The 22,762-nt window shown below is 49.1% G+C and carries 19 protein-coding genes; 8 read left to right on the top strand and 11 right to left on the bottom strand.

The features are described 5' to 3' along the window. Positions 1-28 precede the first annotated feature (28 nt). The 7 genes from Q0340_RS05905 (at position 29) to Q0340_RS05875 (ending at position 7,072) form a co-directional block, all read left to right on the top strand. Positions 29-2,320, top strand: a complete 2,292-nt coding sequence (locus Q0340_RS05905; protein ID WP_298082540.1) for a DUF87 domain-containing protein — start codon at positions 29-31, stop codon at positions 2,318-2,320. A 9-nt stretch (positions 2,321-2,329) separates the two neighbouring features. Beyond that, on the top strand, positions 2,330-2,986 hold the full coding sequence (plsY, locus tag Q0340_RS05900; RefSeq protein WP_297894210.1) for a glycerol-3-phosphate 1-O-acyltransferase PlsY: 657 nt from the start codon (positions 2,330-2,332) through the stop codon (positions 2,984-2,986). After that, the gene (locus Q0340_RS05895; protein ID WP_291939954.1) at positions 2,983-3,300 is read left to right on the top strand and encodes a dihydroneopterin aldolase; all 318 of its coding nucleotides are present in this window, start codon (positions 2,983-2,985) and stop codon (positions 3,298-3,300) included. The genes plsY and Q0340_RS05895 overlap by 4 nt, the downstream gene beginning before the upstream one ends. A gap of 76 nt (positions 3,301-3,376) precedes the next feature. Continuing rightward, positions 3,377-4,048, top strand: coding sequence for a homeostatic response regulator transcription factor HsrA (hsrA, locus tag Q0340_RS05890; protein ID WP_005871260.1), 672 nt, complete (start codon positions 3,377-3,379; stop codon positions 4,046-4,048). Positions 4,049-4,086: 38 nt separating this feature from the next. Then, positions 4,087-5,334: a HAMP domain-containing sensor histidine kinase gene (locus Q0340_RS05885; RefSeq protein ID WP_298082539.1), complete on the top strand. Its 1,248-nt coding sequence runs from the start codon at positions 4,087-4,089 to the stop codon at positions 5,332-5,334. Between the two features lie 49 nt (positions 5,335-5,383). Beyond that, the gene (locus Q0340_RS05880) at positions 5,384-5,629 is read left to right on the top strand and encodes a YfhL family 4Fe-4S dicluster ferredoxin (protein WP_005871264.1); all 246 of its coding nucleotides are present in this window, start codon (positions 5,384-5,386) and stop codon (positions 5,627-5,629) included. Continuing rightward, entirely contained in the window at positions 5,630-7,072 is a 1,443-nt protein-coding gene (locus Q0340_RS05875; RefSeq protein WP_298082538.1) for a Ppx/GppA phosphatase family protein, read from the top strand. It abuts the gene before it with no gap. 881 nt (positions 7,073-7,953) lie between these two features. Here the strand turns inward: Q0340_RS05875 and Q0340_RS05870 are convergent. The 3 genes from Q0340_RS05870 to Q0340_RS05860 are packed head-to-tail and all read right to left on the bottom strand — an operon-like array spanning position 7,954 to position 9,793. Then, positions 7,954-8,259 carry a metal-sulfur cluster assembly factor gene (locus tag Q0340_RS05870; RefSeq protein ID WP_298082537.1) on the bottom strand — a complete coding sequence of 102 codons (306 nt, stop codon included), beginning with the start codon at positions 8,257-8,259 and terminating at the stop codon, positions 7,954-7,956. Continuing rightward, positions 8,256-9,431 (bottom strand): peptidase M50, encoded by a 1,176-nt coding sequence (locus Q0340_RS05865; RefSeq protein WP_298082536.1) that lies wholly within the window; start codon positions 9,429-9,431, stop codon positions 8,256-8,258. The genes Q0340_RS05870 and Q0340_RS05865 overlap by 4 nt, the downstream gene beginning before the upstream one ends. Positions 9,432-9,448: 17 nt before the next feature. Beyond that, positions 9,449-9,793, bottom strand: a complete 345-nt coding sequence (locus tag Q0340_RS05860; RefSeq protein ID WP_005871273.1) for a hypothetical protein — start codon at positions 9,791-9,793, stop codon at positions 9,449-9,451. A 144-nt stretch (positions 9,794-9,937) separates the two neighbouring features. On the opposite strand from Q0340_RS05860, the gene polA reads away from it, so the two are divergent. Continuing rightward, positions 9,938-12,754, top strand: a complete 2,817-nt coding sequence (gene polA, locus Q0340_RS05855) for a DNA polymerase I (protein ID WP_298082535.1) — start codon at positions 9,938-9,940, stop codon at positions 12,752-12,754. Between the two features lie 436 nt (positions 12,755-13,190). Here the strand turns inward: polA and Q0340_RS05850 are convergent, their stop codons facing one another. The 8 genes from Q0340_RS05850 to Q0340_RS05815 form a co-directional block, all read right to left on the bottom strand. Beyond that, complete coding sequence (locus tag Q0340_RS05850; protein WP_298082534.1) at positions 13,191-14,327, bottom strand: PLP-dependent aspartate aminotransferase family protein; 1,137 nt, start codon at positions 14,325-14,327, stop codon at positions 13,191-13,193. 25 nt (positions 14,328-14,352) lie between these two features. Further along, on the bottom strand, positions 14,353-15,087 hold the full coding sequence (locus tag Q0340_RS05845; protein ID WP_298082533.1) for an amino acid ABC transporter ATP-binding protein: 735 nt from the start codon (positions 15,085-15,087) through the stop codon (positions 14,353-14,355). Next, positions 15,087-15,755 carry an amino acid ABC transporter permease gene (locus Q0340_RS05840; RefSeq protein WP_298082532.1) on the bottom strand — a complete coding sequence of 223 codons (669 nt, stop codon included), beginning with the start codon at positions 15,753-15,755 and terminating at the stop codon, positions 15,087-15,089. The genes Q0340_RS05845 and Q0340_RS05840 overlap by 1 nt, the downstream gene beginning before the upstream one ends. After that, a complete protein-coding gene (locus tag Q0340_RS05835; protein ID WP_298082531.1) occupies positions 15,752-16,501 on the bottom strand; it encodes an amino acid ABC transporter substrate-binding protein in 750 nt (249 codons plus the stop codon). The genes Q0340_RS05840 and Q0340_RS05835 overlap by 4 nt, the downstream gene beginning before the upstream one ends. Before the next feature lie 93 nt (positions 16,502-16,594). Continuing rightward, the gene (locus Q0340_RS05830) at positions 16,595-17,338 is read right to left on the bottom strand and encodes an amino acid ABC transporter substrate-binding protein (RefSeq protein WP_005871289.1); all 744 of its coding nucleotides are present in this window, start codon (positions 17,336-17,338) and stop codon (positions 16,595-16,597) included. A 386-nt stretch (positions 17,339-17,724) separates the two neighbouring features. Then, the gene (locus tag Q0340_RS05825; RefSeq protein WP_298082530.1) at positions 17,725-18,984 is read right to left on the bottom strand and encodes a glutamate-5-semialdehyde dehydrogenase; all 1,260 of its coding nucleotides are present in this window, start codon (positions 18,982-18,984) and stop codon (positions 17,725-17,727) included. Positions 18,985-19,393: 409 nt separating this feature from the next. Beyond that, complete coding sequence (proB, locus tag Q0340_RS05820; protein WP_298082529.1) at positions 19,394-20,515, bottom strand: glutamate 5-kinase; 1,122 nt, start codon at positions 20,513-20,515, stop codon at positions 19,394-19,396. Positions 20,516-20,961: 446 nt separating this feature from the next. Continuing rightward, positions 20,962-22,512, bottom strand: a complete 1,551-nt coding sequence (locus Q0340_RS05815; protein ID WP_298082528.1) for a flavocytochrome c — start codon at positions 22,510-22,512, stop codon at positions 20,962-20,964. Positions 22,513-22,762: the final 250 nt, after the last annotated feature.

Genomic DNA, 22,762 nt, shown 5'->3' with positions numbered 1-22,762 from the left:
CGCACAAATTGCAAATTTAAGGAACGCAATGAAAACGCTTCAAGAAAATTTAAAGCTTTTTTATCTGGGGCTTGAAAACGGCGAGCCGTTTTTTTATAAAAACAAGGATCTGACGACTCACGCGCTCATCATAGGAATGACCGGCAGCGGCAAAACGGGACTTGGCATCACGCTGCTAGAGGAAGCCGCGATCGATAATATCCCATCCATCATCATCGATCCGAAAGGCGATCTGACAAATTTAGCTCTTACTTTCCCGCAGATGAGGGCCGAGGATTTTGAGCCCTATATCGACGAGACCGAGGCGCAAAACAAAGGTCTTAGCGTGCGCGAGTACGCCGAGCAAACCGCAAATACCTGGCGCGAAGGGATCGAGGGCTCGTATCAAGACCTGGCGCGGGTGGAGCTTTTGAAAAACAGCGCCGATTTTAGAATTTATACGCCCAAATCAAGCGCAGGGCTTGGGATCAGCCTACTAAGCGATTTTGAAGCGCCGAAAGGCTTAAACGAGGAGGATCTGAATAATTACATCGGCGGTATCGCAACTAGCGTGCTAAGCCTCGCAGGGATCGGCAGCGATAATCTCAGCTCGCCAGAATTTTTACTGATCAGCCAAATTCTCACCTATCATTTTAACAAAGGCGAGGGGGTGAGCGTGGTGGATCTCATCGCGCAGATCGGCAACCCGCCTTTCGATAAGATCGGCGTTTTTGACGTTAATACCTTCTTTCCGAGCGATAAGCGAATGGCGCTTGCGATGAAGATTAACGCGCTCATCGCAAGCCCGAGCTTTAAGCTTTGGTGCGAGGGCGAGCGGCTAAATATCGCCAAGATGCTCTTTGATGAAAACGGCAGGGCGAGGGCGAATATATTTTCCATTGCGCATCTAAACGACGATGAGAGGATGTTTTTCGTCACACTGCTTTTGGGCGAGATGATCAAATGGATGCGCACCACCAGCGGCACTAGCTCGCTGCGCGCGATACTTTATATGGATGAAATTTACGGCTTCTTCCCGCCAAACGGCAATCCGCCGAGCAAAACTCCGATGCTTACGCTGCTAAAGCAGGCTCGCGCTTTCGGTCTCGGTTGCGTATTATCGACGCAAAACCCGGTCGATCTCGATTATAAGGGGCTTAGCAACATCGGTACGTGGTTTATCGGGCGCTTGCAGACTACGCAGGATAAGGAGCGCGTCATCAGCGGCTTAAGCGGTATCGGCTCAAATCCGATCGACAAAAGCGTGCTTATGGAGAAAATTTCAAACCTCAAAAAGCGAAATTTTTTGGTAAAAAACATCAACGAGGACGTGCTGCGGGTAATCGAGACGCGCTTTGCGCTAAGCTATTTAAAGGGTCCTTTAAGCAACGAGCAAATTTCAAATTTAATGAAAGACAAAAAGGCTGAAATTTCGTCCGTGCCGGGTGTTGCGCAAGGCGTCAAATCCGCCGGCGCCGCTAAACCGGTGGTTTCAGCTGAAATTTCGCAGCTTTATAGCTACGGCGCGGGTCTTGAGCTAAGCCCATATTTGTATGCAAGCGCAAAGATGCGATTTTGCGACAAGGGAGTCGATTTTACGCAGCAGCGCTCCTTTTTGCTTTCGCTTTCGGACGGGGGCGAAATAGATTGGAGCGAGGCGAGCACGCGAGAGGTCGCAAATTTAAGCGGACATGAGCAAGCGGGCTCGCTCTACGGCGCGCTTCCTAGCTTCATCGCGGGAGCAAAAAATTTAAACGCTCAGCTTAAAAGCTTTAAGGAGTGGCTATATCGCAATGAAAAGTTAGAACTTTTTAGCGCGCTTGATCTGCTCTCAAAACCGGGCGAGAGCAGGGAGGAGTTTTTCGTGCGCTTAGGCGATAGGGCGAATGAAGCTTTAGAGGCAAAAACCGACGAGATCACGGCTAAATTTGAAAAGGAAAAGGCGCGCCTTGAGGATAAAATTTCGCGCGCTAGCGAAAAGTATGAAAAGGAAAAGGGCGACGTGCTAAGTCGCGGCGTGGATGCGGCGCTAAACATAGGCGGAGCGATCTTAGGCGCGTTTTTAGGTCGCTCGCGCAGCGCTAGCAACATCTCCAAGGCGATCAGCGGCGCCAAGAGCGCACATAAAATTTTAAATGAACGAAGCGAAGCCAAAAATGCCGAAAATAGCCTAAGCGCGCTGCAAGAGGAGCTGGAGGTGCTCACACAGAAATTTGAGGCCGAAGTGGACGCGCTAAAACAGAGCCTGGATCTGAAAAATATTAAACTCGAAACGAAAGAAATTTCGCCGAAGAAAACGGACATTTACGACGAGAAAATTTCGCTACTTTGGAAGAGTTAAAGGGATTTTATGAAAAAATCGGGAATTTTAGAATTTTTACTTAGCATCGTTACGGCGCCGAATTTTTGGTGCTACGTCGCGGCGTATCTGATCGCTGCGATCCCCTTTGGGCTTTTGATCGGCAGATACCTAGGCGGCGTGGATATCAAAAGCGAGGGCAGCGGCTCCATAGGCGCCACCAACGTCCTTCGCGTCTTAAAAACTCGCGATCCGCAAAAAGCAAAAAAGCTCGCGATCCTCACGGTCGCTTGCGACGCGCTAAAGGGCGTCCTGCCGATACTGATCGCGCGGGCTTTAGGCTTTGATGAAAACGTGCTATGGAGCATGGCTGTCTTTGCAGTACTTGGGCATTGCTTCAGCCCGTATCTGAAATTTAACGGCGGCAAAGGCATTGCTACGGGAGCCGGCGTGCTTGCTTGCTTCATCCCTATCGAGCTTATCATCGCGCTTGCCGTTTGGTTTGTAGTCGGCAAGACGGTTAAAATTTCATCCGTAGCATCGCTTGCAGCGGCGCTTGCGCTAGTTATTGCAAGCTACGTGATCCATCCGCAGATGCCCGCGATCAACACTCATGCGCCGATCTTTCTGATAGTTTTCATCGTATTTTACAAACACGCGCCGAATATCGCCAGGCTGCTTAAGGGCGAGGAAAAGCGCGTAGTATGATTAAAATTTTAATCGAAAAGCTGGAATTTGGCACGATAATCGGGACGCTGGATTTTGAGCGCAAGCGCGAGCAGCGCGTCTGGGTGTGGGCGAAGTTCGGAGCGGAGGAATTTATCGACTATGCGCGGGTTTGCGAATATATCAAAGCGGAGTTCCGCGAGAAAAAATTTCGCCTCGTAGAGGACGCGCTAAAATACTTCGCGCAGGAGTTTCACTCAAAATTTCGATCGATGGATTATTTTTATATGAAAATTTTAAAGCCCGAAATTTTACAAGACGCGAGCGTCGGCGCGGAAATAGAGATAAAATTTTAAAATTTCTTTAAAAAATCTTGAAATTTTGCTTAAAATATGTTAAAATCGCCGCAAAATTTTAAGGCAAGGAAATTAAATGAGAATTTTAATAGTCGAGGACGAGGTGACTTTAAACAAGACGATAGCGGAGGGCTTGATGGAGTTCGGCTATCAGACGGATACTTCCGAGAGTTTTAAGGACGCAGAGTATTATATCGGCATTAGAAATTATGATTTGGTGCTAACCGATTGGATGCTAGCTGACGGCAACGGCATCGATCTCATCGCATTGGTTAAGCAAAAATCCGCGCGCACCTCGGTCGTCGTGCTATCTGCAAAAGACGATAAAGAAAGCGAGATCAAAGCGCTTCGCGCTGGCGCGGACGATTTTATCAAAAAACCTTTCGACTTTGATGTTTTAGTAGCGCGCCTTGAGGCTAGACTTCGCTTCGGTGGCTCAAATATCATCAAAATCGACGATCTCATCATCGATCCGGATGAGGAAAAGATCACATATCTAGGTCAAGAGATTGAGCTTAAGGGCAAGCCGTTTGAGGTTCTAACGCACCTAGCGCGCCACAGCGATCAGATCGTAAGCAAAGAGCAGCTGCTAGACGCCATCTGGGAGGAGCCTGAGCTCGTTACGCCAAACGTCATCGAAGTCGCGATCAATCAAATCCGCCAGAAAATGGATAAGCCTCTAAATATCTCTACGATCGAGACCGTTCGCAGACGCGGATATAGATTTTGCTTTCCACAAAAAGCCTAAGAGTCCGCTTTGTAATACAATTAGCATCCGCTTCGTTGATGCTAATTGTCATTTTTTCGGTAATGCTCTATAATTATATGAGAATTACCATCTTTGAAACTCCCGTTCAAAATTTAATCCAAAGAGCGCAAAAAATCGTGGATGCCTCCGTGCCACCGGATAAAATTTCATCTTTTTTGCAAAATACGCCGGGCGAATACGAGAGCAAAATCATCGAAAAGGGAGGGCTGAATAAGCCTAAATTTATCGAAAGCTCCGAGGGCGGTAGGAGCTATTTACAGCTGCACTATCCTTATGGTAAGGATAAAATTTTAAGCATCAAAGCAGACGTGAGCGTCTATGCAAACATCGTAAATCAAATACTCATCGACATCATTTTAGTAAATTTGACTATGATATTTTTGGTGGTGTTTTACGCGATGTTTCTCTCGCGCATGCTGCTGATGCCGATTAAGCTGATCAGCCAAAGGCTCGCTTCGGTGGATGAAAAATTTCTAAAGCCGATTGACGGGGCCGAAATCCCGAGCGAGTTTAATATGCTTTCAAACAGCATTAACCGCCTACTTGAGCGTATCGAGACTTTCATTTTGTATCAAAAAGAGCTTTTTATCGGCATCGCACACGAGCTTAAAACTCCGCTTGCGGTGATGAAAACCAAAAACGAAGTTACCCTCATCAAGCCGCGCGAGAGCGAGAAATATATCGAGGCGCTTAAAAACAATAATGATTCGATCGATAGTATGAATAAGATGATCAGCTCCATTCTGGAGATTGGACGGCAGGAGGGGGCGCAGTTTGAGGCGCCCGAGCAGACCGATATGATCGCGTATCTGCGGGAGCTATGCGTAGGCTTTAAAATTTTAGCGCGTACGGCGGGCAAGGACTTGACGATGGATCTTAAGCCTGAACAGCTTGACATTTCGGTGCAGAAAAGTCTCTTTATGCACGTGATTCAAAATTTTATCCAAAACGCCATAAAATTTTCTCCGGACGGCGAAAAAGTACTGATCGAGAGCGAAATTTCGGACGGAAATTTCATAGTGCGGGTCGCAAACAAAGGCGAGCCGCTTAACGAAGAGATCGATTATTTTGCCCCTTTTAAGCGCTACGGCGGCAAACCGGGAGCCGGGCTCGGGCTATTTTTAGCCAAAAATGCTGCTCAAGCGATGGGCGCGCAAGTAGATCTTAAAAACGACAAAGGGCGCTCGCTAATCGTCGCGATTTTCAAACTTCCGCTAAAAAATTTAAGAAATAGCCCGAAATTCCGCTATTTTAAAACAAAATGAAGCTTTTTATGGTATAAACGCCATAAATTTTTTCGTAAGGTAAAATTATATGTCATTGTTGATTACAAAAGAATGCATCAGTTGCGACGCTTGCCGCGAGGAATGCCCTAATGAAGCGATTTTTGAGGATGAGCCGATATACATCATAGACGCCGATCGATGTTGCGAGTGCGTAGATGATTACTCCGAGCCTGCTTGCATCGTGGTTTGCCCGGTCGAGTGTATCATCACCGATCCCGATAATATCGAGACGGCGGACGAGCTGAAATACAAACACGTCCATATGGAAATTTAAATGCCCAAGCGCGTCGCAGTCATAGATCTGGGCTCAAATTCCGCCAGAGCCGTGATTTTCGAGCGCACGAGCAGGCTCGGATTTTTCATTTTGGCCGAGCACAAGATCAAGATCCGCCTAGGCGAAGGAGCTTACGAAAACGGCGGAATTTTAACCACCGAAGCGATGCAAAAATGCCTGCTGGCGTTTAAAAAATTTAAAACCCTCGTATGCAATTATAAGGTCAAGCGCGTGCTTTGTATCGGTACCTCCGCGCTTCGCGATGCGCCAAATGGGAGCGAGTTTATAAATCTCGTCCGCAAGCAAACGGGCATTACGATCCGCAAGATAGACGGGCAGATGGAGGCGTATCTAGGGGCTTATGCGGCGCAGAATTTGCTTAGCGACTTTTCCGAGGGCGTTACGCTTGACATCGGCGGCGGCTCGACCGAGCTTGCTTACATCAAAAACGGTAGGATAGAAAATAAAATTTCTCTAAATTTAGGCACGGTGCGGCTAAAGGAGCTGTTTTTCGACCGCGGCGACACAAAGGGGCTGGAGAAATACATAAATAGCGCGATCTCGCAGGTAGGCGCCGAGTTTCGCACGCAAAATTTAATCGTAATGGGCGGCTCTGCGCGAGCGCTCTCCGGCGCCGTGATGAGCCTGCAAAACCATCCGCTAAAGATAGTGCATAATTTCAGCTACGATTACGAAAAATACGCGCCGTTTTTTGCCAAGCTGATGAGTGCAAAGACGCTTGATTTGGCGAAATTCCCGATCAAAAAAGACCGCTACGACACGATCAGAGAAGGCGCCATCATCTTTGATAAGATCGTAAGGCGCCTGGGGGCGAAAAAGATCATCACAAGCGGCGTGGGAGTGCGAGAGGGGGCGTTTTTAAGCTCAATTCTGCGCGGCGCAAACCTACCTAGAGGCTTTAATCCGAGCCTAAGAAGCCTCAAAGATCGCTTCGCTTCCGAGCCTAGCGAGGCTCCGAAGTTCGCAAAGGCGTTGTTTTGCGCGCTATCGCCTCTACACGGCTTGGGCGAAAAATATATTAAAATTTTGGAGACCGCAGCATCGCTTTGCGAGATCGGGCGGGCGATCGGCTTTTACGCCAAGCATGAAACTAGCGCAGATATGGTGCTCGGCGGGCTGAACTACCGCACGACGCACAAAGAAAAGGCGCTCATAGCCGCGATCATCTCGATGCACGGCAAGCGCGAGCTGGGCGCTACGTTCGCGCCTTTGAGCGCGATTTTGCCCGATGCCGCCAAGCTTGCGTGGCTCAGCTATATTTTGGAGCTTGCACGCCTCCTAAGCGAAAACGCGCTGAAAAATTTAGAATTTAGCTTTGAAAATTCCACTCTTAAAATCTCCGGTGCCGATAATTTGATAATGCTTAAAGGAAGCCTTAAAAAGCTCGCGAAACCTGCGATTTTCGCCGTAAATTTCGTCTAAATTTAGTCTTAAATTTAACTACTTGCCCCGTATTTGCAGAGCTGCTTTAAATTTTATTTAGCCGCGTTGCGCCTCTTTGCGAAAATTTTAATCAAACATGCAAATATAAATCGGAGCGATTACGCAGAATAATTGCAAAGAGGGGTTTTGCTTTATCTTTTGGTTTGAAATTTAACGCCTGTCGCGATCTGCTAGTTGTGCTCATAGACAGAGCGGCTAAATTCCATAGTTTTAAAATTTCATTGCGCAGTTTACAATATTTCGCAGCGCTATTTGCGGCTATTACGGCTAAATTTAAACTGCGATTCGCGCCTTACGGGGCGGCGTTTTGCGTTTTGGAAAAAAGGAAAGTAGATGGTGAGCGGGTTGGTGCGTAGGCGCACAGACGGGAAAGCAGGCGAGCTAACTAGATGCAGGCAGAGGCACAGGCGGCGCAATTAAATTTAAAATATTGCGCCGCACGGTATTTTGCAAACACAAATCGTTTGATGACGCTCGCCAAATCGCGGTTATGCGGTCAAATTTTAGATCGTGCAAATTTATAACTAAGCGATAATCAAACGACGGTGCGAAATTTAATTGAGTTAAATTTTAAATCGCTCAAATTTAAAACGGCGGCGAGAGTCGCGCTGCAGCATGGATGCCCAGCTATCTACGCAGCGCTCCAGAATTTCGTGCAATATCCCAGTGATCCACGCATCGCTTCAGAATTTAGTGTAGCACTGGGCGATCCACACAGCACTTTGGCTTTTTACGCGGCGCTTCGGACGATTCGCAGAAAAGCACCCCGACAATCCGTGCAGCGTCCGAGGCGATATGCAGAAGCGCCCGACGACGAGTGCAGCGTTCTGGGCAATCCGCAAATATCCTTCGTGCGAGCTCTAAAAACGCCCCAGAGCCTCTTTGACGTGATCCTCCGCCATGTCGATATTCCACATCGGCTCAAAGACGAGATCGATCTCCACCTCACCGATACCATCCACGCTCTCGGCACCCGCGCGCACCCATTCCACCATCATCTCATGCAGCGGGCACGACTGAGTCGATAGCGTCATCGTTACTTTGGCGTTGTTCGCCTCATCTACCGCTACGTCGTAGATGAGTCCTAGCGACACGACGTCAAAGCCCACCTCAGGGTCCACCACGGCGCGAAGCGCGTCGTAAACTTGCTCCTTCGTTACTTTCATTTTTCCTCTCCGAATTTTATGTAGTTAAAGATATTTACGGTGTTGATTAGCACCAAAATTATGCTTACCGCTTGCAAGATCACCGCAGGCGTTAGCGCTCCGAAGCCCGCGCACGCAAGCGCTAAGACGTTCGGCACGCAGGCTGCGTAGGCGATCTTTTTGATTATCATATCCTCAAGCATAGGGATTTTGCGCTTGCCGACGAAGGGCGAGACGTAGTGATACCAGATGAGAAAGGGCGCGATTTTATAAATGTGCGCGACGATGAAGGCGAACAAAAAGCCGTATAGCAGCCAAAACGCCGCCGCATCCGCGCGACCCATGAGCCAAAATGCGCCGCTAAATCCCAAAGCCGCTAGCGAGATGTAGACGTTTAAATTCCAATAATCGATCGCTTTTCGCACCCGCCTGGCTAGGATATAGATCGCCTGAGCCGCAAAGCTCGCAAGCGCGGCAAAGGCGATGAAAATTCCAAAGCCTTTTAGTAAAAACAGCCCCGCGAGCAGATACAGCGCCAGTGAAGCTTTTGCTAGCGCGAAGCTTAGATCGTGCGCTAGGCTAAACATCGGCAGCAGCACGCACGCAGCGCCTACGATGACGAAAAACACAAAGCCCAGCACGAAGTATATGTGATAGGATAAAATTTCTGAAAAATATACTCCGAAAACCTCCACGCCGCTAAGCGCTAGCACGAGCGCGAAGCCAAGGCTGATCCCTACCGCCAAAAACGCAGCCGAGATCGCAAGCGCAACGGCGGGGAAGCTCCATTTGGGCGTGCCGATGAAGCTTAGCGCGTAGCAGATCGTAAAATAAAATAGGCTAAGCAGCAAAACGGCGCCGCCTGCGTGCATCAAATGGATGCTTGAAAGCAGCAATCCCGCGCTTAGCAGCGCCACGCCCGCAGCGTAGACGAGGAGGTTTAAAAATGCAAATTTGACGGTGAAAAATTCCTTTTGGATGATGACGGAGGTGAGCTGATAGAGTGCCCCAATGATTATGCTGATTACAAATCCCAGCAAAAATACGTGAAAAAAGCTCGCCGTCTGCGGCGCCTGGATCGCGCCGAAATCGGCCTTTAAAAAGCTCGCCGCGCTTAGTAGCAAAAAGATAAAGCCGCAGATGAAATAGCCGCCTACGATGCGAAACGGCGGCGAAAAAGTCGTGATATTCATCTAAATTTTAAAGCCCTTTAGCCGTGGCACTTCGCGTCGGTATCGAAGCCCTCATTGACCGCGCCGGGTTTTAGGCTGATGGTGAGCTTGACCGCGTCGCCGTCCAGATCCTCGCGGGCAATGTCAAATTTAGACTCGATTTTTGGGATCAGCCCCATTGGGAATTTATGATTGACCATGACGACCTTTTTGGTTTCGTCTTTTACGAAATTTAACGCCACCAGCGCATTTACCATCGGCTCGGGCGGGACGCATTTGCGCGAATCAAAGCCGATGTACTCCACGCCGCCTTGCGATTTTTTATAAAATTTCACCGTAGCGCCCGCTGCGTCGAACTCCTGCCAGTCTGTGAAAAAATCCATACTTGATCCTTTTTTAAAATTTCGCGCGATTATATAGCAAATTTTAAAATTTTGAAATGAGGCAGGTCAAGTCCTATTCGGAATTTGTAAATTTAGCCGAATTTTAATACACTACGCGTTAAAATTTTAAATCCGAGGACCATTATGCAGACCATCACGATCATCGATACGTTCGGCTTTTTTTTCAGGCTCTACTATGCTATGAGCGGGCTAAAGACCAAAGACGGCAAACCCAGCGGCATGGTGAGCGGATTTGCGAGCTTCATCGCAAATCTTTCGAAGGAATTTAAGAGCGATTATATAATTTTCGCTCTGGATAGCAAGGGCAAGACCTTCCGCTCAGATATCGATCCGAATTACAAAACCAACCGCCAAGCCCCGCCGCCCGCGCTTTTGCAGCAGCTACCGGTCTGCATCGAGATGATCGAAAAGATGGGGCTTTACTCGCTCGGGCGCGAGGGCTACGAGGCGGACGATCTCATCGCAAGTGTCGTTAAAAAGCACGGCGTCACGCATAAAATCAACATCGTTACCTCCGATAAGGACCTGTATCAGCTCATCGGAGAAAACGTTAAAATTTACAGCCACGGCAAAAAGATGCTTTACGGAAGAGACGAGTGCTTGCAGCGCTACGGCGTCTATCCCGAGCAGATCGTGGATTTTTTAGCGATCTGCGGCGACAGCGCCGATAATATCCCGGGCGTGCGCGGCATCGGCGATAAGGGGGCGAAGAAGCTTTTAGATGAATGGGGCTCGCTCGATGGGATCTATTCAAATTTAGACCGCCTGCCGCAAAACAAACAGCGCGAGTATCTGATAGAAGGCAAGCAGAGCGCCTACATAAGCAAGCGCCTGGCCACGCTTTACGACGAGCTGGAAATCCCGCCTTTAGAGGATGCGAAATTTCCGCAGCAAAATCCGCTTTTTAAAATTCGCGAAATTTTAAAAGATTACGCACTAAATAGGCTTCTTTCGGCGTTAAGCCTGCAGGAGCAGAACGGACTTGATCTTTGGAGCGAGGGCAAAAGCGCGGGCGCAAAAAGCTCCGTTTTGGGCGCGGGCGGGAAGGGCACGGGCGCAGAGCCGTCTCGCGGCGGCTCTATCTTGGACGCTGCTGTAGGGGGGCTAGACGGGCAAAATTCTATCCCTAGCGGCTCCTCTTGCGGCGGGCAAAGCTGCGAGAGCGCTTTTAAAACGCCATTTGAACCTATTTGTATCACCGATGCCGCAGAGCTTGCGAGGCTATGCGAGGGAGTGGGCGCCGAGACCTTAGTGAGCTTCGATACGGAAACTACTAGCATCGATAGCAAAAGCGCCAAGATCGTGGGCTTTTCGTTTGCGTTTAACGAGGAGTGCGCTTACTACGTCCCGCTCGCGCATAGCTATTTGGGCGCTCCGGCTCAAATTTCTTCGGACGCGGCAAAGGCTGCGATCGGCTCGCTGTTTCGCGGATATGTCGTGGGGCAAAATTTAAAATACGATTTTGAGATCGTGAAAAATAATTTTAATATCGAACCGCCCGCGCACTTTGCCGATACGATGGTGCTAGCGTGGCTGCTTGATCCCGCAAACGCCGTGGGGATGGACTCTATCTCGCCGCGGTATCTTGGGTACGAGACTGTGCATTTCGGCGACGTCGTCAAAAAGGGCGAGACCTTCGCCTCCGTGGAGCTGGACGCCGCTACGATCTATGCGAGCGAGGATGCGTGGGTGACGCTGAGGTTGTATTTTAAGCTAAAGGGGCTACTTGAGCCCGCGCTTTTTAAGCTCGCGCAGGAGCTTGAGTTTCCATTCGTGCGGGTGCTTTGGCAGATGCAAAGGTGCGGCATCAAGATAGACGCGGAGATGATAAAGCGCCTTATCGGGCGCAACGAAAAGTCCCTGCGAGAGCTCACGGATGAAATTTACGAGCTTTGCGGCGAGCAGTTTAACATCAACTCTCCCGCTCAGCTCGGCACCGTGCTTTTCGAACGGCTTGGGCTTCCTGCGGCGAAGCGCACGAAAACGGGCTATAGCACCGACGAAAGCGTGTTAAAGGATCTTACGGCGCTGCATCCTGCGGTGGGTAAAATTCTAGACTACCGCGAGCTGTTTAAGCTGCAAAGCACCTATTGCGAGCCGCTGCTACAGCTTGCCCTTGCAGATCCGCAAAACCGCGTCAGATCGAATTTTTTGCAGACCGGCACGGCTACCGGGCGGCTAGCGAGCAAAAATCCGAACCTGCAAAATATCCCCGCGCGCGGCACCTTTGCGAAGGACGTACGGGACTGCTTCCTAGCAGAGGGGGGCTACTCGCTGATCTCGCTTGATTACTCGCAGATCGAGCTGCGCCTGCTCGCGCACTTTTCGCGCGATCCTGCGCTTTTGGCGGCGTTTAGGGCGGATGAGGACATTCACGCGCGCACGGCGATCAGTATTTTCGGCGACGCGCAGCCCGCGCACCGCACGATCGCAAAGAGCATAAATTTCGGCCTCATCTACGGCATGGGCGCGGGCAAGCTAAGCGACAGCCTAGGCATCGCGCGCGCCGAGGCGAAGGGCTATATCGAGCGCTATTTCGCGGCGTTTTCTACGATCAAGGAATTTTTGCAGAGCATAAAATCGGATGCGAAAGCGGACGGCTATGTAAGCACGCTTTTTGGGCGCAGGCGCTACTTCGACTTCGCAAACGCGCGCAACAACATGGTCTATGCGAGTTACGAGCGCGAGGCGGTGAATACGAAATTTCAAGGCTCCGCCGCCGACATCATCAAAAAGGCGATGGTTGAGATTTCGCCGCTGCTAAGCGGCGAGGCGCGGCTGATATTGCAGATCCACGATGAGCTGATCTTCGAGGTGCGGGACGAGGCGGCGCAGAGCTTCGGCGAGCGCGCGCAGGAGATAATGCAAAGTGCGGCGAGCCTAAACGTGCCTTTAAAGACGAGCCTAAACATCGCCAAGCGCTGGGGCGAGCTGAAGTAGCTATGCTAAATTTAAAACGCGACTAAAATTTAAGCGGAATTTAAACGGCGCGTAGAATTTTAAATTTTGAGCAGGATAGAGCCTAAATTTGCTTGTTTGATAAATTTAATCGCTCTAAATTTAAACCGAGCGACTGCGAGTGGCTAGCGGATTATACGCGCGCCTCGTAAAATTTAACGAGTGAAAATCCATACAAAATTTAGCCCGCGAAAAATAGACATAGGTTTTGCAAAAAGCAATTTTTGTAAGATGAAATAATCGGCGGCGGGTCTTTACGAACTCGCCCTGCGCGCCGGTCCGTAAAGACCGCGCCCTTATAGCCTCACGAGCGAAGCTATAAGGATTTTGGACGAAATTTTGACTGAATTCTGCGCGCCCGCGTAAATTTTTACAAGCCTGTATAAAATTCTACAAGCTTGCGCAAATTTCGCGCCGCCTATTTTTTAGATTTTTCTAGCGCGGCGGCAAGGTCTGCTATGAGATCGTCCGCGTTTTCGATGCCTATGGCTAGGCGCAGCAAATTTTGACTGATGCCGATGCGCTCTTGCAGCTCGCGCGGATAGCTCTCGTGCGTCATCGATGCAGGGTGACAGATCAGGCTTTCTACGCCGCCCAGACTCACGGCTAGATCAAATAGCTCAAGGCTGCGCGCAAAGGTTTTATAGTCGTATTGCGGCTTAAGCACCAGCGAGATGACCGCTCCGATGCCGCTAGCTTGGCGATTTTGTATCTTTTTTTCGCTCTCAGAGTGCGAGCCTGCGAAATTTACCGCCTCTACCGCAGGATTGCTGCGTAAAAATTCTATTATCTTTAGCGTATTTTCGCTCTGACGGTCGAAGCGTACGCTTAGCGTTTTAAGCCCGCGTATGAGCGAATACGCGTCGGTAGGCGATAGCGTCGCGCCCAGAGTGTTTTTCATAAACTGAATTCTTGCGGCAAGCTCGTCGTCATTCGTCGTAACGATGCCGGCGATCAGATCGGCATGCCCGCCTATGTATTTGGTCGCGCTATAAACCACGACGTCTGCACCGTGCTCTAGCGGGCGCTGATAATATGGGGTCAAAAAAGTATTATCCATAACCACAAGCGCGCCGTTTTTGTGCGCGAGCTCGCTGATGCGCTCAATATCTGTTACGCGCAAAAGCGGATTTGAGGGCGTTTCGATGAAGACCATTTTGACGTCGCTTGGAATTTCGGTGATCAAATTTAGATCATCCACCAAGTCGTAATTGATCCCTTGATTTTTAAAAATCCCGCTTACGTAGCGATAGGTACCGCCGTAGACGTTGTTATTTAGCAGCACGCGATCGCCGCTTTTAAGCAGCGCAAATGCAGCGCTCGTAGCCGCCATGCCCGAGGCTAGCGCGAAGGCGTATTTGCTGCCTTCAAATTTTGCAAAAAGTTCCTCGAAGGCGTTGCGCGTAGGATTTGCGCCGCGCGAATAGGCGTATTTGCCGAAATCATCCAGGCTTTCTTGCACGAAGGTGCTGGCTAGATATATCGGCGGAATCACCGCATTGTGGGGGTTGGACTTAGCCTCTATGCCCTTTACGATTAGGGTATCTATTTTCATCTTTTCTCCTTAAAATTTAATGGATTTAAAAGCTCATCGCTCCGATAAATTTAGCTATGCGCTCGTCGCTGCTACCGAAGAATTCCTCTGCGTCGCCGTCGAATGCGATAACTCCGCCGTCTAAGAATAAAATTCTATCTGCGATCTTGCGCGCAAAGCCCATATTGTGCGTGACGATGATGAGCGAGCGATCCTCTGCGGCAAGCTCGGCGATAGTCTTTAGCACCTGCGCCTCAAGCTCGGGATCAAGCGCGCTCGTAGGCTCGTCCAGTAGTAAAAACTCAGGCTGCATCGCAAGCGCCCGCGCGATCGCCACGCGCTGGCTCTGACCGCCGGAGAGGCGAGCCGGATACGCGCCAGCTTTATCCGCCATACCGACTTTTTTTAGCAGCGTCATTGCATTTGCCTCGGCAAGCTCGCGTGGCTGCTTTAGCACGTGCACGGGTGCTTCGATGACGTTTTGCAAGACGTTGAGGTGCGGAAAGAGATTGAAGCTTTGAAAAACCATGCCCGTATGAGCGCGGAATGGATGATACTCGCTTGTTTTATGCGGAGCGTCGAAATTTATCTTAAACTCGCCTAGCTGTAGCTCGCCGCCGCTTGGAATTTCGAGCAGATTTATGCAGCGCAGCATCGTGGATTTGCCGGAGCCGGAGCTTCCTAAAATCACCGTCGTTTGCCCGTCGCGAAATTCTAAGCTTAGCTCGTTTAGCACGACGTGATCGCCGAAGCGCTTAGTTAAGTTCGTAAATTTTATCATCACATGAACCTTGAAAATCGTCGCTCTAGCTTGGATTGTAAGAACGTAAGAAGGGTGCAGACTGCTAGATAAAATAGCGCCGCCAGCACATATAACGTGAGCGGATCGAATGCCCGTGCAGCAATACGTTGAGCGACCATAAACATATCAACCATCGTAATCGAGGCTACGAGCGAGGTGTCTTTAAGCGTAGAGATAAATATATTTGATAGCGGCGGCAGCGATATGCGCGCTGCTTGCGGAGCGATAATGCGGCGCAGAATTTGAGCGTAGCTCATGCCTAAAGAGGTAGCCGCCTCCCATTGCCCCTTTGGCACTGATAGGATCGCAGCTCGCACCGCCTCTGAAGCGTAAGCGCCGATATTGAGGCTAAAGGTAATGATCGCAGCAGCCCAAACATCAAGTGTGATCCCAACGATTGGAAGTCCGAAATAGACGATAAAAAGCTGCACCAAAAGCGGAGTGCCGCGAAAAATCCAAATATAAATTTCGCTTAGCTGCTTTAAAATTTTAAAATTTGCGATGCGTGCGACCGCCGTCAGCACCGCAAGCACGAGCCCGAGCAGAAATGAGATTATCGTAAGCGGGATCGTAACTTGCAGCAGGGCTAGTGCCATCGGCTCTAGCGAGCTGCTAACAAGCTCTAGAATTCTGCTTGTTTCGTTCATTCACTCACATCTTTGCCGAAATATTTAAGCGAAATTTCTTTTAGCTTGCCCTCGGCTTTGAGTTCGTTTAAAGCTCTGCTGACTTGATCTGCGAGCTCTTTATTGCCCTTTTGCACGATTGCAGCGCTATAATCGACGTCTTTTAGCTTTGCGGCGATTTTAATCGGAGCGTCCGGGCGTTGTTTTAAAAAGTCGTAAAATACGGTATTATCGCGCACGACGGTATCTACGCGGCGAGCGATCAGCAGCTCCATACTTTTAGCGAAACTATCGACGGTTACGTTTTGCGCGCCGTATTTTTTAGCGACTTGCGCCCAGTTGCTGGTAGCGGAGTCTGCATTTTTCTTGCCTTTTAAATCCTCGAAGCTTTTAATGTCGTTGTTATCTTTATGCACGATGATAGCTCCGTAAACGACGGTATAGGGCACTGAATATTCATATTTTTTCTTGCGCTCATCAGTAATGCTTACTTGATTAAACACAGCGTCTGCCTTGCCTGCATCAAATGCTGCAAGCATCGCATCCCAAGGCGCAGTTAGAAATTCTATTTTTAGACCAAGCTTTTCGGCGACTGCGCGCGCGACATCTACGTCGTATCCTACGAGCTCATTTTTGTCGTTATAATACGAAAATGGCGAAAAGGTGCCTTCAGTAGCTACTTTAAGCGTACCTTCGCGTAGCGTTTTAGAGTTTGCGCCACATATTAAAAGCGCGCACGCAAGCAAAGTTTTTATTAAATTTTTCATAATTCCTCCAAAATTTTATGAGCGAAATTTAAAATGCAAAATTCCGCTCAGCTAAGTTTAAAATTCCACGCTTCAACTAAGCGGTTGTAGAATTTACTCCGTAATATCTTTGCCAAAATATTTAAGTGAAATTTCTTTCAGCACGCCTTTTTGCTTTAGCGATTTTAGCGCGGAATTTATCTGCGCAGTCAGCTCGTCGTCCTTTTTAAGCAGCACAGCGGAATAGATCGGCTCATTGCCTTGAGCTGCGATCTTTAGCGGTGCGTTCGGGCGCTGCTTCATATAGTCGAAAAATGTGATGTTATCGTTGATCGTAGCGTCTGCACGACGAGCTATGATGAGCTCCACGCCCTTGCTAAATCCGTCTGCCGTAACGATCTCGGCGCCATAGCTGCGCGCCATGTCAGCCCAGTTACTGGTAGCGGAGTGGACGCTTTTTTTGCCTTTAAGATCCGCAAAACTCTTAATCTCCTCGTTATCAGCTCGCACTACTAGCGCAGCATAAGCCACGGTATAAGGCTCGCTGAAATTATATTTTTTCTTGCGCTCCTGCGTGATGCTTACTTGATTCATCGCTATGTCCGCTTTGCCTGCGTCAAATGCCGCGAGCATCGCATCCCACGGCGCGGTTAAAAATTCCGCCTTTAGCCCTAGCTCTTTTGCTAGTGCGCGAGCGATATCGACATCAAAGCCGGTAAGATTATTTTTCTCGTCATAGAAAGAATACGGCGAGTAAGTCCCCTCTGTGGCTATTACGAGCGTGCCCTCTTTGAGCGTCTTAGCACTTAGGGTGGCGGTGATCAGCGCTGTTGCGAGCAGGGCTTTAAATATTTTCATTGAATCTCCTTGAAATTTAGCTATCGCTCGCGCTGCGAGCAGATGCGCGATTATATCGTGCGGAATATATAATTTTTATTAAAAATTCTAAATTTTAGTAAGATGTGATACAAAATTTTGCCTGTATGGCAAAGCTTTAGCGTCATATATTTTTAAAATTCTGACAGAGGTGATTTATAAAATTTCAGTTTATTAGGTAAAAGTATCACAGAAGGAATTCAGCCTGCGATATAAAATAAAATTTGCAAGTATTTCGAGGCTATTTTTTTGAGTTAGAAGCTAAAATTTTGCGCAAGCTAGATTTCTGCTTGCAGTTGCGAGCGCAAGAGAAGCAAAATTTCTCTCAAAAGCGCTCGCAAGATGATCCTTTTGAAAAAGACGAGCCGCTAGCGAATTTGCCCGCCTCCGCGGACGACGTATTTATAGGTCGTGAGCTCTCTCACCCCCATCGGCCCTCTGGCGTGCAGCTTTTGCGTGCTGATGCCGATCTCGCCGCCGAATCCAAACTCGCTGCCGTCGCTAAAGCGCGTCGAGGCATTGGCGTAGACGACCGCGCTGCCGACTTCGTTTAAAAACCGCTCGACGTTTGTGTAGTTTTCGCTTAAAATCGCGTCCGAATGGCCGCTAGAATGCGCATTTATAAAGCTGATCGCCTCGTTCGTATCCCGCACGGCACGCACGGCTAGTACGAGATCCAAAAACTCGGCACCAAAGTCGCTCTCGCCTGCAAGTTTGACGTTTTTAGCGCCTCGCAGCTCCGACTCGCACGCATTAAAAAGCTCCGAACTCACGCGAAACTCGACCTCTGGCACTTCGCGCACAAGCTCAGGCAAAATTTCGCCCGCCACGCGCTCATGCAAAAGCACGCACTCAACGGCGTTACAGACGCTTGGACGCTGGGTTTTGGCGTTTTTGATTATCTTTGCAGCCTCGCTTAAATTTGCGCTCTCATCGACAAAGATGTGGCAAACTCCCTCACCCGTCATGATGATCGGTACGGTCGCGTTTTGCGCGATAAAATCTTTTAAGCTCTTACCTCCGCGCGGTATCAAAACGTCGATATACTCGCTCATTTTCGCCATTTGCGCTACGACTTCGCGTTCGGCGCTCTCCACGAGCTGCACTGCGCCCGTCGGTAAGCCAAATTTCGCCCCCGCCTCGTTAAATAAATTTAGTAAAAAGATGTTTGAATTTAGCGCACTAGCACTGCCTCGCAGGATCGCTGCATTGCCGCTTTTTAGCGCCAGAGCCGCCGCATCGATGCTGACGTTTGGGCGACTCTCGTAGATGATACCGAGCACCCCCAGCGGCACGCGCACGCGGCTGATTTGCATGCCGTTTGGATGGCTCCAGCCGCCTAGATTTTCGCCCACGACTTCGGCGAAGCCCGCCACATCGCGCACGCCCTGCGCCATAGCCTCGATGCGGGCGTCGGTTAGCCTTAGGCGGTCCAGCAACGCCGCACTCAAGCCCGATTTCTCGCCGTTTGCAAGGTCTTTGGCGTTTGCCGCTTTTATCGCGTCCTTTTGCGCGAGCAGCTCATCCGCCACGGCGTTTAAAATTTCAAATTTAGCCTTGCTATCAAGTTTCAAAAGCTCGCCGCAAGCGGCCTTTGCGCGCTTACAGATATCTAAAATTTCGTTCATTTTCGCTCCTTAATCTATAAATCAAATCGCATGCTACGTATAAAAATGCCGCGAGGACCGCTTCTATCGCGTCTAAAATTCCTGCGCGTTATTATCTGATCCGTGCGCGGCAGCTTAAATTTAGCGCGCTTTGGGTCATTTTATTTCGGATTTTTTTGCGTCAAAATTTCGCTTACTCGCCGGGCATTACACCTAACCTTCCCGTTCCAATTCGCGCAGGGCGCTTTTACGTAATCCGCCGGCTCATATCCGCGCAGTTCAAGAACGTCTAGCTCGCCGTTTTTATCGGCGTCCGGTTCGTCAAATTTTGCCGTCCACGCCGCGCCCGCCAAGAGTAGTGCAAAAAAATATAATCTTTTTCATCTTCGCCCTCTGTTTAAAATTTAAACGCGCGAACACGGCTAAAATTTCATTGCAGCGCGATATTATCCGCATGTATCGCGTCATCGTCGCTTTTGTAGCCTAAAGCCTGCTCTATCTCATCGCTTTTTGCGCCCGCTATGCGCGCAAGCTCGCAGCTTGAATAGTTGCTAATGCCGTGCGCCAGCAGCTTGCCGTCGGTCGCGTAGACGTTTACGATCTCGCCGCGCTCAAACTCGCCGCGCACCTCTGCAATCCCGACCGCAAGCAGGCTTTTGCCCGATTTTATTGCTTTTGCCGCCCCCGTGTCGATAATCACCGCGCCTTTGCTAATCGCGCCGTATGCGAGCCAGTATTTACGCGAGCTAAGCCGCGCTGCGCCCGCGCTAAAGAGGGTGCCGACCTCGTCGCCCGCCGCTATTTTAAGCAAAATTCCGTCCGTACGCCCGTTTGCGATGATCAGGCTAGTGCCGATCTGATTTGCCATTTGCGCCGCCACGATCTTGGTCGCCATGCCGCCCGTGCCGAATTTACTGCCCTCGCCGCCTGCCATTTTTACGACGCGTTCGTCGATTTTTTCAATAAAGCTTAAAAGTTTTGCGTCCGCGTGCTCGCTCGGATTTTTGTCGTACAGCCCGTCGATATCGCTTAAAATCACGAGCAGATCAGCATCGATTAGCCCCGCTACTAGCGCACTTAGCGTGTCGTTATCGCCCACTTTGAGTTCATCTGCTACGACGGGATCGTTTTCGTTTATGATCGGCACGATGCCGCGCGAGAGTAGCTCCGCGCAGACGTTTCGCACGCTAAGATAGCGCGCTCTGTCGCTAAAATCGCCGCGGCTTAGCAGCAGCTGCGCGATAATGCGGTCATGCGCCCAAAACAGCCGCTCGTAAAGATGCATCAGCGCGACCTGCCCGACCGCCGCTAGAGCCTGCTTGCGGCTTAAAATTTTAGGTCTTTGCACGATGCCTAGCAGCCCCATGCCCGCGCCCACGGCACCCGAGCTTACCAAAGCCACGCAAAAGCCCGCATCTTTTAGCTTGCAAATTTGCGCGACTAGACTTTTGATGAGCCGCTCATTTAGCGAGCCGTCCGCATTGGTAAGCGTCGAAGTGCCGATTTTTACGACGATGCGTTTTGCACCGCCCAGAAGCTCTTTTCTACCCATTTTCCGCTCCGAAATTTTTGAAAATTATATCGAAAACGGCTTATTTTAAATTTTATGTTTTGAGTTGTGCGCAGCGTACTTTTGGCTAAAATTTCTAAAACAGTTCTCTTTTTTTCTAAGCATTATATTTGTGGCACCTGCGCGCAGGTTTAAATTTAATTTGGCGTTGTCGCGCTGCGAGTTTTAAATTTTGGCGGAGTAAATTTTATAAATTTGACTTTAAATTTAAAAGTATCGCAGACCGAATTTTCAAATTTAATCTTAAATTTGACCTGCGATACGAAATAAGATTTGCAAGTATTTCGAGGCGATTTTTGGGGTTGCGCGGCTAAAATTTTGCGCAGGCTAGACTTCTGCTTGCAGTTGCGAGCAACGCGAAGCAAAAATTAGTCTGCCAAGCAAAATTTTAGCAAGCTCCGCAAAAAGCGTCCGAAAGACGCCGCAAATTAGCCTATATTCTCACCGGCTATCATACCAAACGTTAGACAATCTGCGATCGCTACGCTACCTAAGCGGCTAGCTCCGTGTACGCCGCCCGTGATCTCGCCTGCAGCAAATAGTCTTGGAATCGGCATCTCTGTTTGTAGCGAGATAACCTGAGCTTTGGTATTGATATCAATACCGCCCATAGTGTGGTGAAGTTTTGGCGTACCTCGCATAGCGTAGAAAGGTGGTTTAGAGATATCTACGCCGTTTGTAGTGGTTTTATCCATAGGTTTGCCAAAGTCTTCGTCTTTGCCTGATTTAACGAAGCTATTATATCTCTCGACGGTCTTTTTTAGCTCTGCGGCAGGGATTTTATAAGCTGCCGCTAGTTCGTCTAGAGTTTCAAATTTCTTTAGTACGCCAGATTCCAGCGGTTTAGTGTAGTGTTCAGGTATGACCATATTTTTTACGCCCTCGGCGTCGCAGAAGTTGATAGGATAGATATCCGCTTTTGCGTCGATTACTTTAAACATAGCTTGAGAGCGTGTGCGGCGGTCTGCCAGCTCGTTCATATAGCGTTTGCCAGTTCTTGGATCTACTGAAATTCCGTAGCGGAAGCTTCCGTTTACGTTAAACATAGAGCCAACGCCGAAGCCTTTTTCATCAGGGCATGCCCATGGACCGAATTGTATCCAGCTTAGCTGCACTGGAGTTGCGCCGATTCTAAACGCCTCTTTCATAGCGCCTGCTGTTGCGCCCGGGTGGTTGGTGCTATCTGTGGTAGGCAAGATAGACGGATCTTGAACCTGTCTAAAGAATACGTCGCGGCAAAATCCTCCTGCAGCTAGTACTACGCCTTTTTTAGCTTTTATAGTCTTTTTAGTTCCGGTAGTGTTTTCGGCGTCGTCTTTTTGGCTCTTTGGATCAAATTTATAATCCTCTCTGATGATCACGCCGTCTACGCCGCCGTCTTCGCCAAGGACGAATTCGTCAAATTTAGCTCTTTGTCTTAGCTCGCAGCCTTGTAGGTTTTTAAAGTATTCTACCATCGGCTGAACGATACCTGAGCCCGAACCGTTAGCTGTTTGAAGCGATCTAGGTACGCTGTGTCCGCCTGCGTGAGTAACTTTATCTATGTATTTAGCGCCGCATTTTAGAGTTAGTTTATATGCGTCTTGAGCGCGAGTAGCGATGGTGTCGATGAGATCTACGTGGTTTAGTCCGCGGCCGGCTTTTAGGCAGTCTTTGATAAATAGCTCGTTGCTATCTTTGATGCCTTCTGCTTTTTGTTTGTCGCTGTTTGGAACGGCAAATATTCCGCCGTTAATTACGGAGTTACCGCCGACGCGTCCCATCTTTTCTAGGATTAGGACTTTATTGCCCTTTTCGGCTGCGGTGATACCTGCTGCAAGTCCTGCAAAACCGGAACCAACGATGACTACGTCCCACTCCTCGTCAAATTTGACGTCTTTAGCGTTAACCGCAGCATTTGCGTTTACGGAGCCGAGCGCTAAAGCACCCGCGCCAACTAGGCTCATTTTGAGCAGATCACGTCTTGAAACGTTTTCCATGATGTCTCCTTTATTTTACCGTTATACGGTTTTTTGATGCCTAATTTTGGAGTTATTGTACCAAAAGTTAAATAAAAGCAAAATAATATTATTTAAAAATTGTTTTTAAATTTTTAAAAAGCGTCGCAGCCAAAAAGCCGCTTATCGGCTGCTTACTAGCTCTAAATTTAGACAAATTTTAAATTTAAATCTCTACATAAAATTTTGTGCGCTATGAAAGCGTGTATCCTGCGCCGGATAAAAGACCCGC

The sequence above is a fragment of the uncultured Campylobacter sp. genome (assembly GCF_938045595.1).
In the GTDB taxonomy this organism is placed as follows: domain Bacteria; phylum Campylobacterota; class Campylobacteria; order Campylobacterales; family Campylobacteraceae; genus Campylobacter_B.
Note: the sequence above shows the minus strand (reverse complement) of the source record. Positions and strands in the feature narration are given on the sequence as shown.

Coding starts and splice junctions, on each gene's coding strand:
- Q0340_RS05905 (WP_298082540.1), top strand. CDS start 29: ATGAAAACGCTTCAAGAAAATTTAAAGCTTTTTTATCTGGGGCTTGAA.
- plsY (WP_297894210.1), top strand. CDS start 2,330: ATGAAAAAATCGGGAATTTTAGAATTTTTACTTAGCATCGTTACGGCG.
- Q0340_RS05895 (WP_291939954.1), top strand. CDS start 2,983: ATGATTAAAATTTTAATCGAAAAGCTGGAATTTGGCACGATAATCGGG.
- hsrA (WP_005871260.1), top strand. CDS start 3,377: ATGAGAATTTTAATAGTCGAGGACGAGGTGACTTTAAACAAGACGATA.
- Q0340_RS05885 (WP_298082539.1), top strand. CDS start 4,087: ATGCTAATTGTCATTTTTTCGGTAATGCTCTATAATTATATGAGAATT.
- Q0340_RS05880 (WP_005871264.1), top strand. CDS start 5,384: ATGTCATTGTTGATTACAAAAGAATGCATCAGTTGCGACGCTTGCCGC.
- Q0340_RS05875 (WP_298082538.1), top strand. CDS start 5,630: ATGCCCAAGCGCGTCGCAGTCATAGATCTGGGCTCAAATTCCGCCAGA.
- Q0340_RS05870 (WP_298082537.1), bottom strand. CDS start 8,259: ATGAAAGTAACGAAGGAGCAAGTTTACGACGCGCTTCGCGCCGTGGTG.
- Q0340_RS05865 (WP_298082536.1), bottom strand. CDS start 9,431: ATGAATATCACGACTTTTTCGCCGCCGTTTCGCATCGTAGGCGGCTAT.
- Q0340_RS05860 (WP_005871273.1), bottom strand. CDS start 9,793: ATGGATTTTTTCACAGACTGGCAGGAGTTCGACGCAGCGGGCGCTACG.
- polA (WP_298082535.1), top strand. CDS start 9,938: ATGCAGACCATCACGATCATCGATACGTTCGGCTTTTTTTTCAGGCTC.
- Q0340_RS05850 (WP_298082534.1), bottom strand. CDS start 14,327: ATGAAAATAGATACCCTAATCGTAAAGGGCATAGAGGCTAAGTCCAAC.
- Q0340_RS05845 (WP_298082533.1), bottom strand. CDS start 15,087: ATGATAAAATTTACGAACTTAACTAAGCGCTTCGGCGATCACGTCGTG.
- Q0340_RS05840 (WP_298082532.1), bottom strand. CDS start 15,755: ATGAACGAAACAAGCAGAATTCTAGAGCTTGTTAGCAGCTCGCTAGAG.
- Q0340_RS05835 (WP_298082531.1), bottom strand. CDS start 16,501: ATGAAAAATTTAATAAAAACTTTGCTTGCGTGCGCGCTTTTAATATGT.
- Q0340_RS05830 (WP_005871289.1), bottom strand. CDS start 17,338: ATGAAAATATTTAAAGCCCTGCTCGCAACAGCGCTGATCACCGCCACC.
- Q0340_RS05825 (WP_298082530.1), bottom strand. CDS start 18,984: ATGAACGAAATTTTAGATATCTGTAAGCGCGCAAAGGCCGCTTGCGGC.
- proB (WP_298082529.1), bottom strand. CDS start 20,515: ATGGGTAGAAAAGAGCTTCTGGGCGGTGCAAAACGCATCGTCGTAAAA.
- Q0340_RS05815 (WP_298082528.1), bottom strand. CDS start 22,512: ATGGAAAACGTTTCAAGACGTGATCTGCTCAAAATGAGCCTAGTTGGC.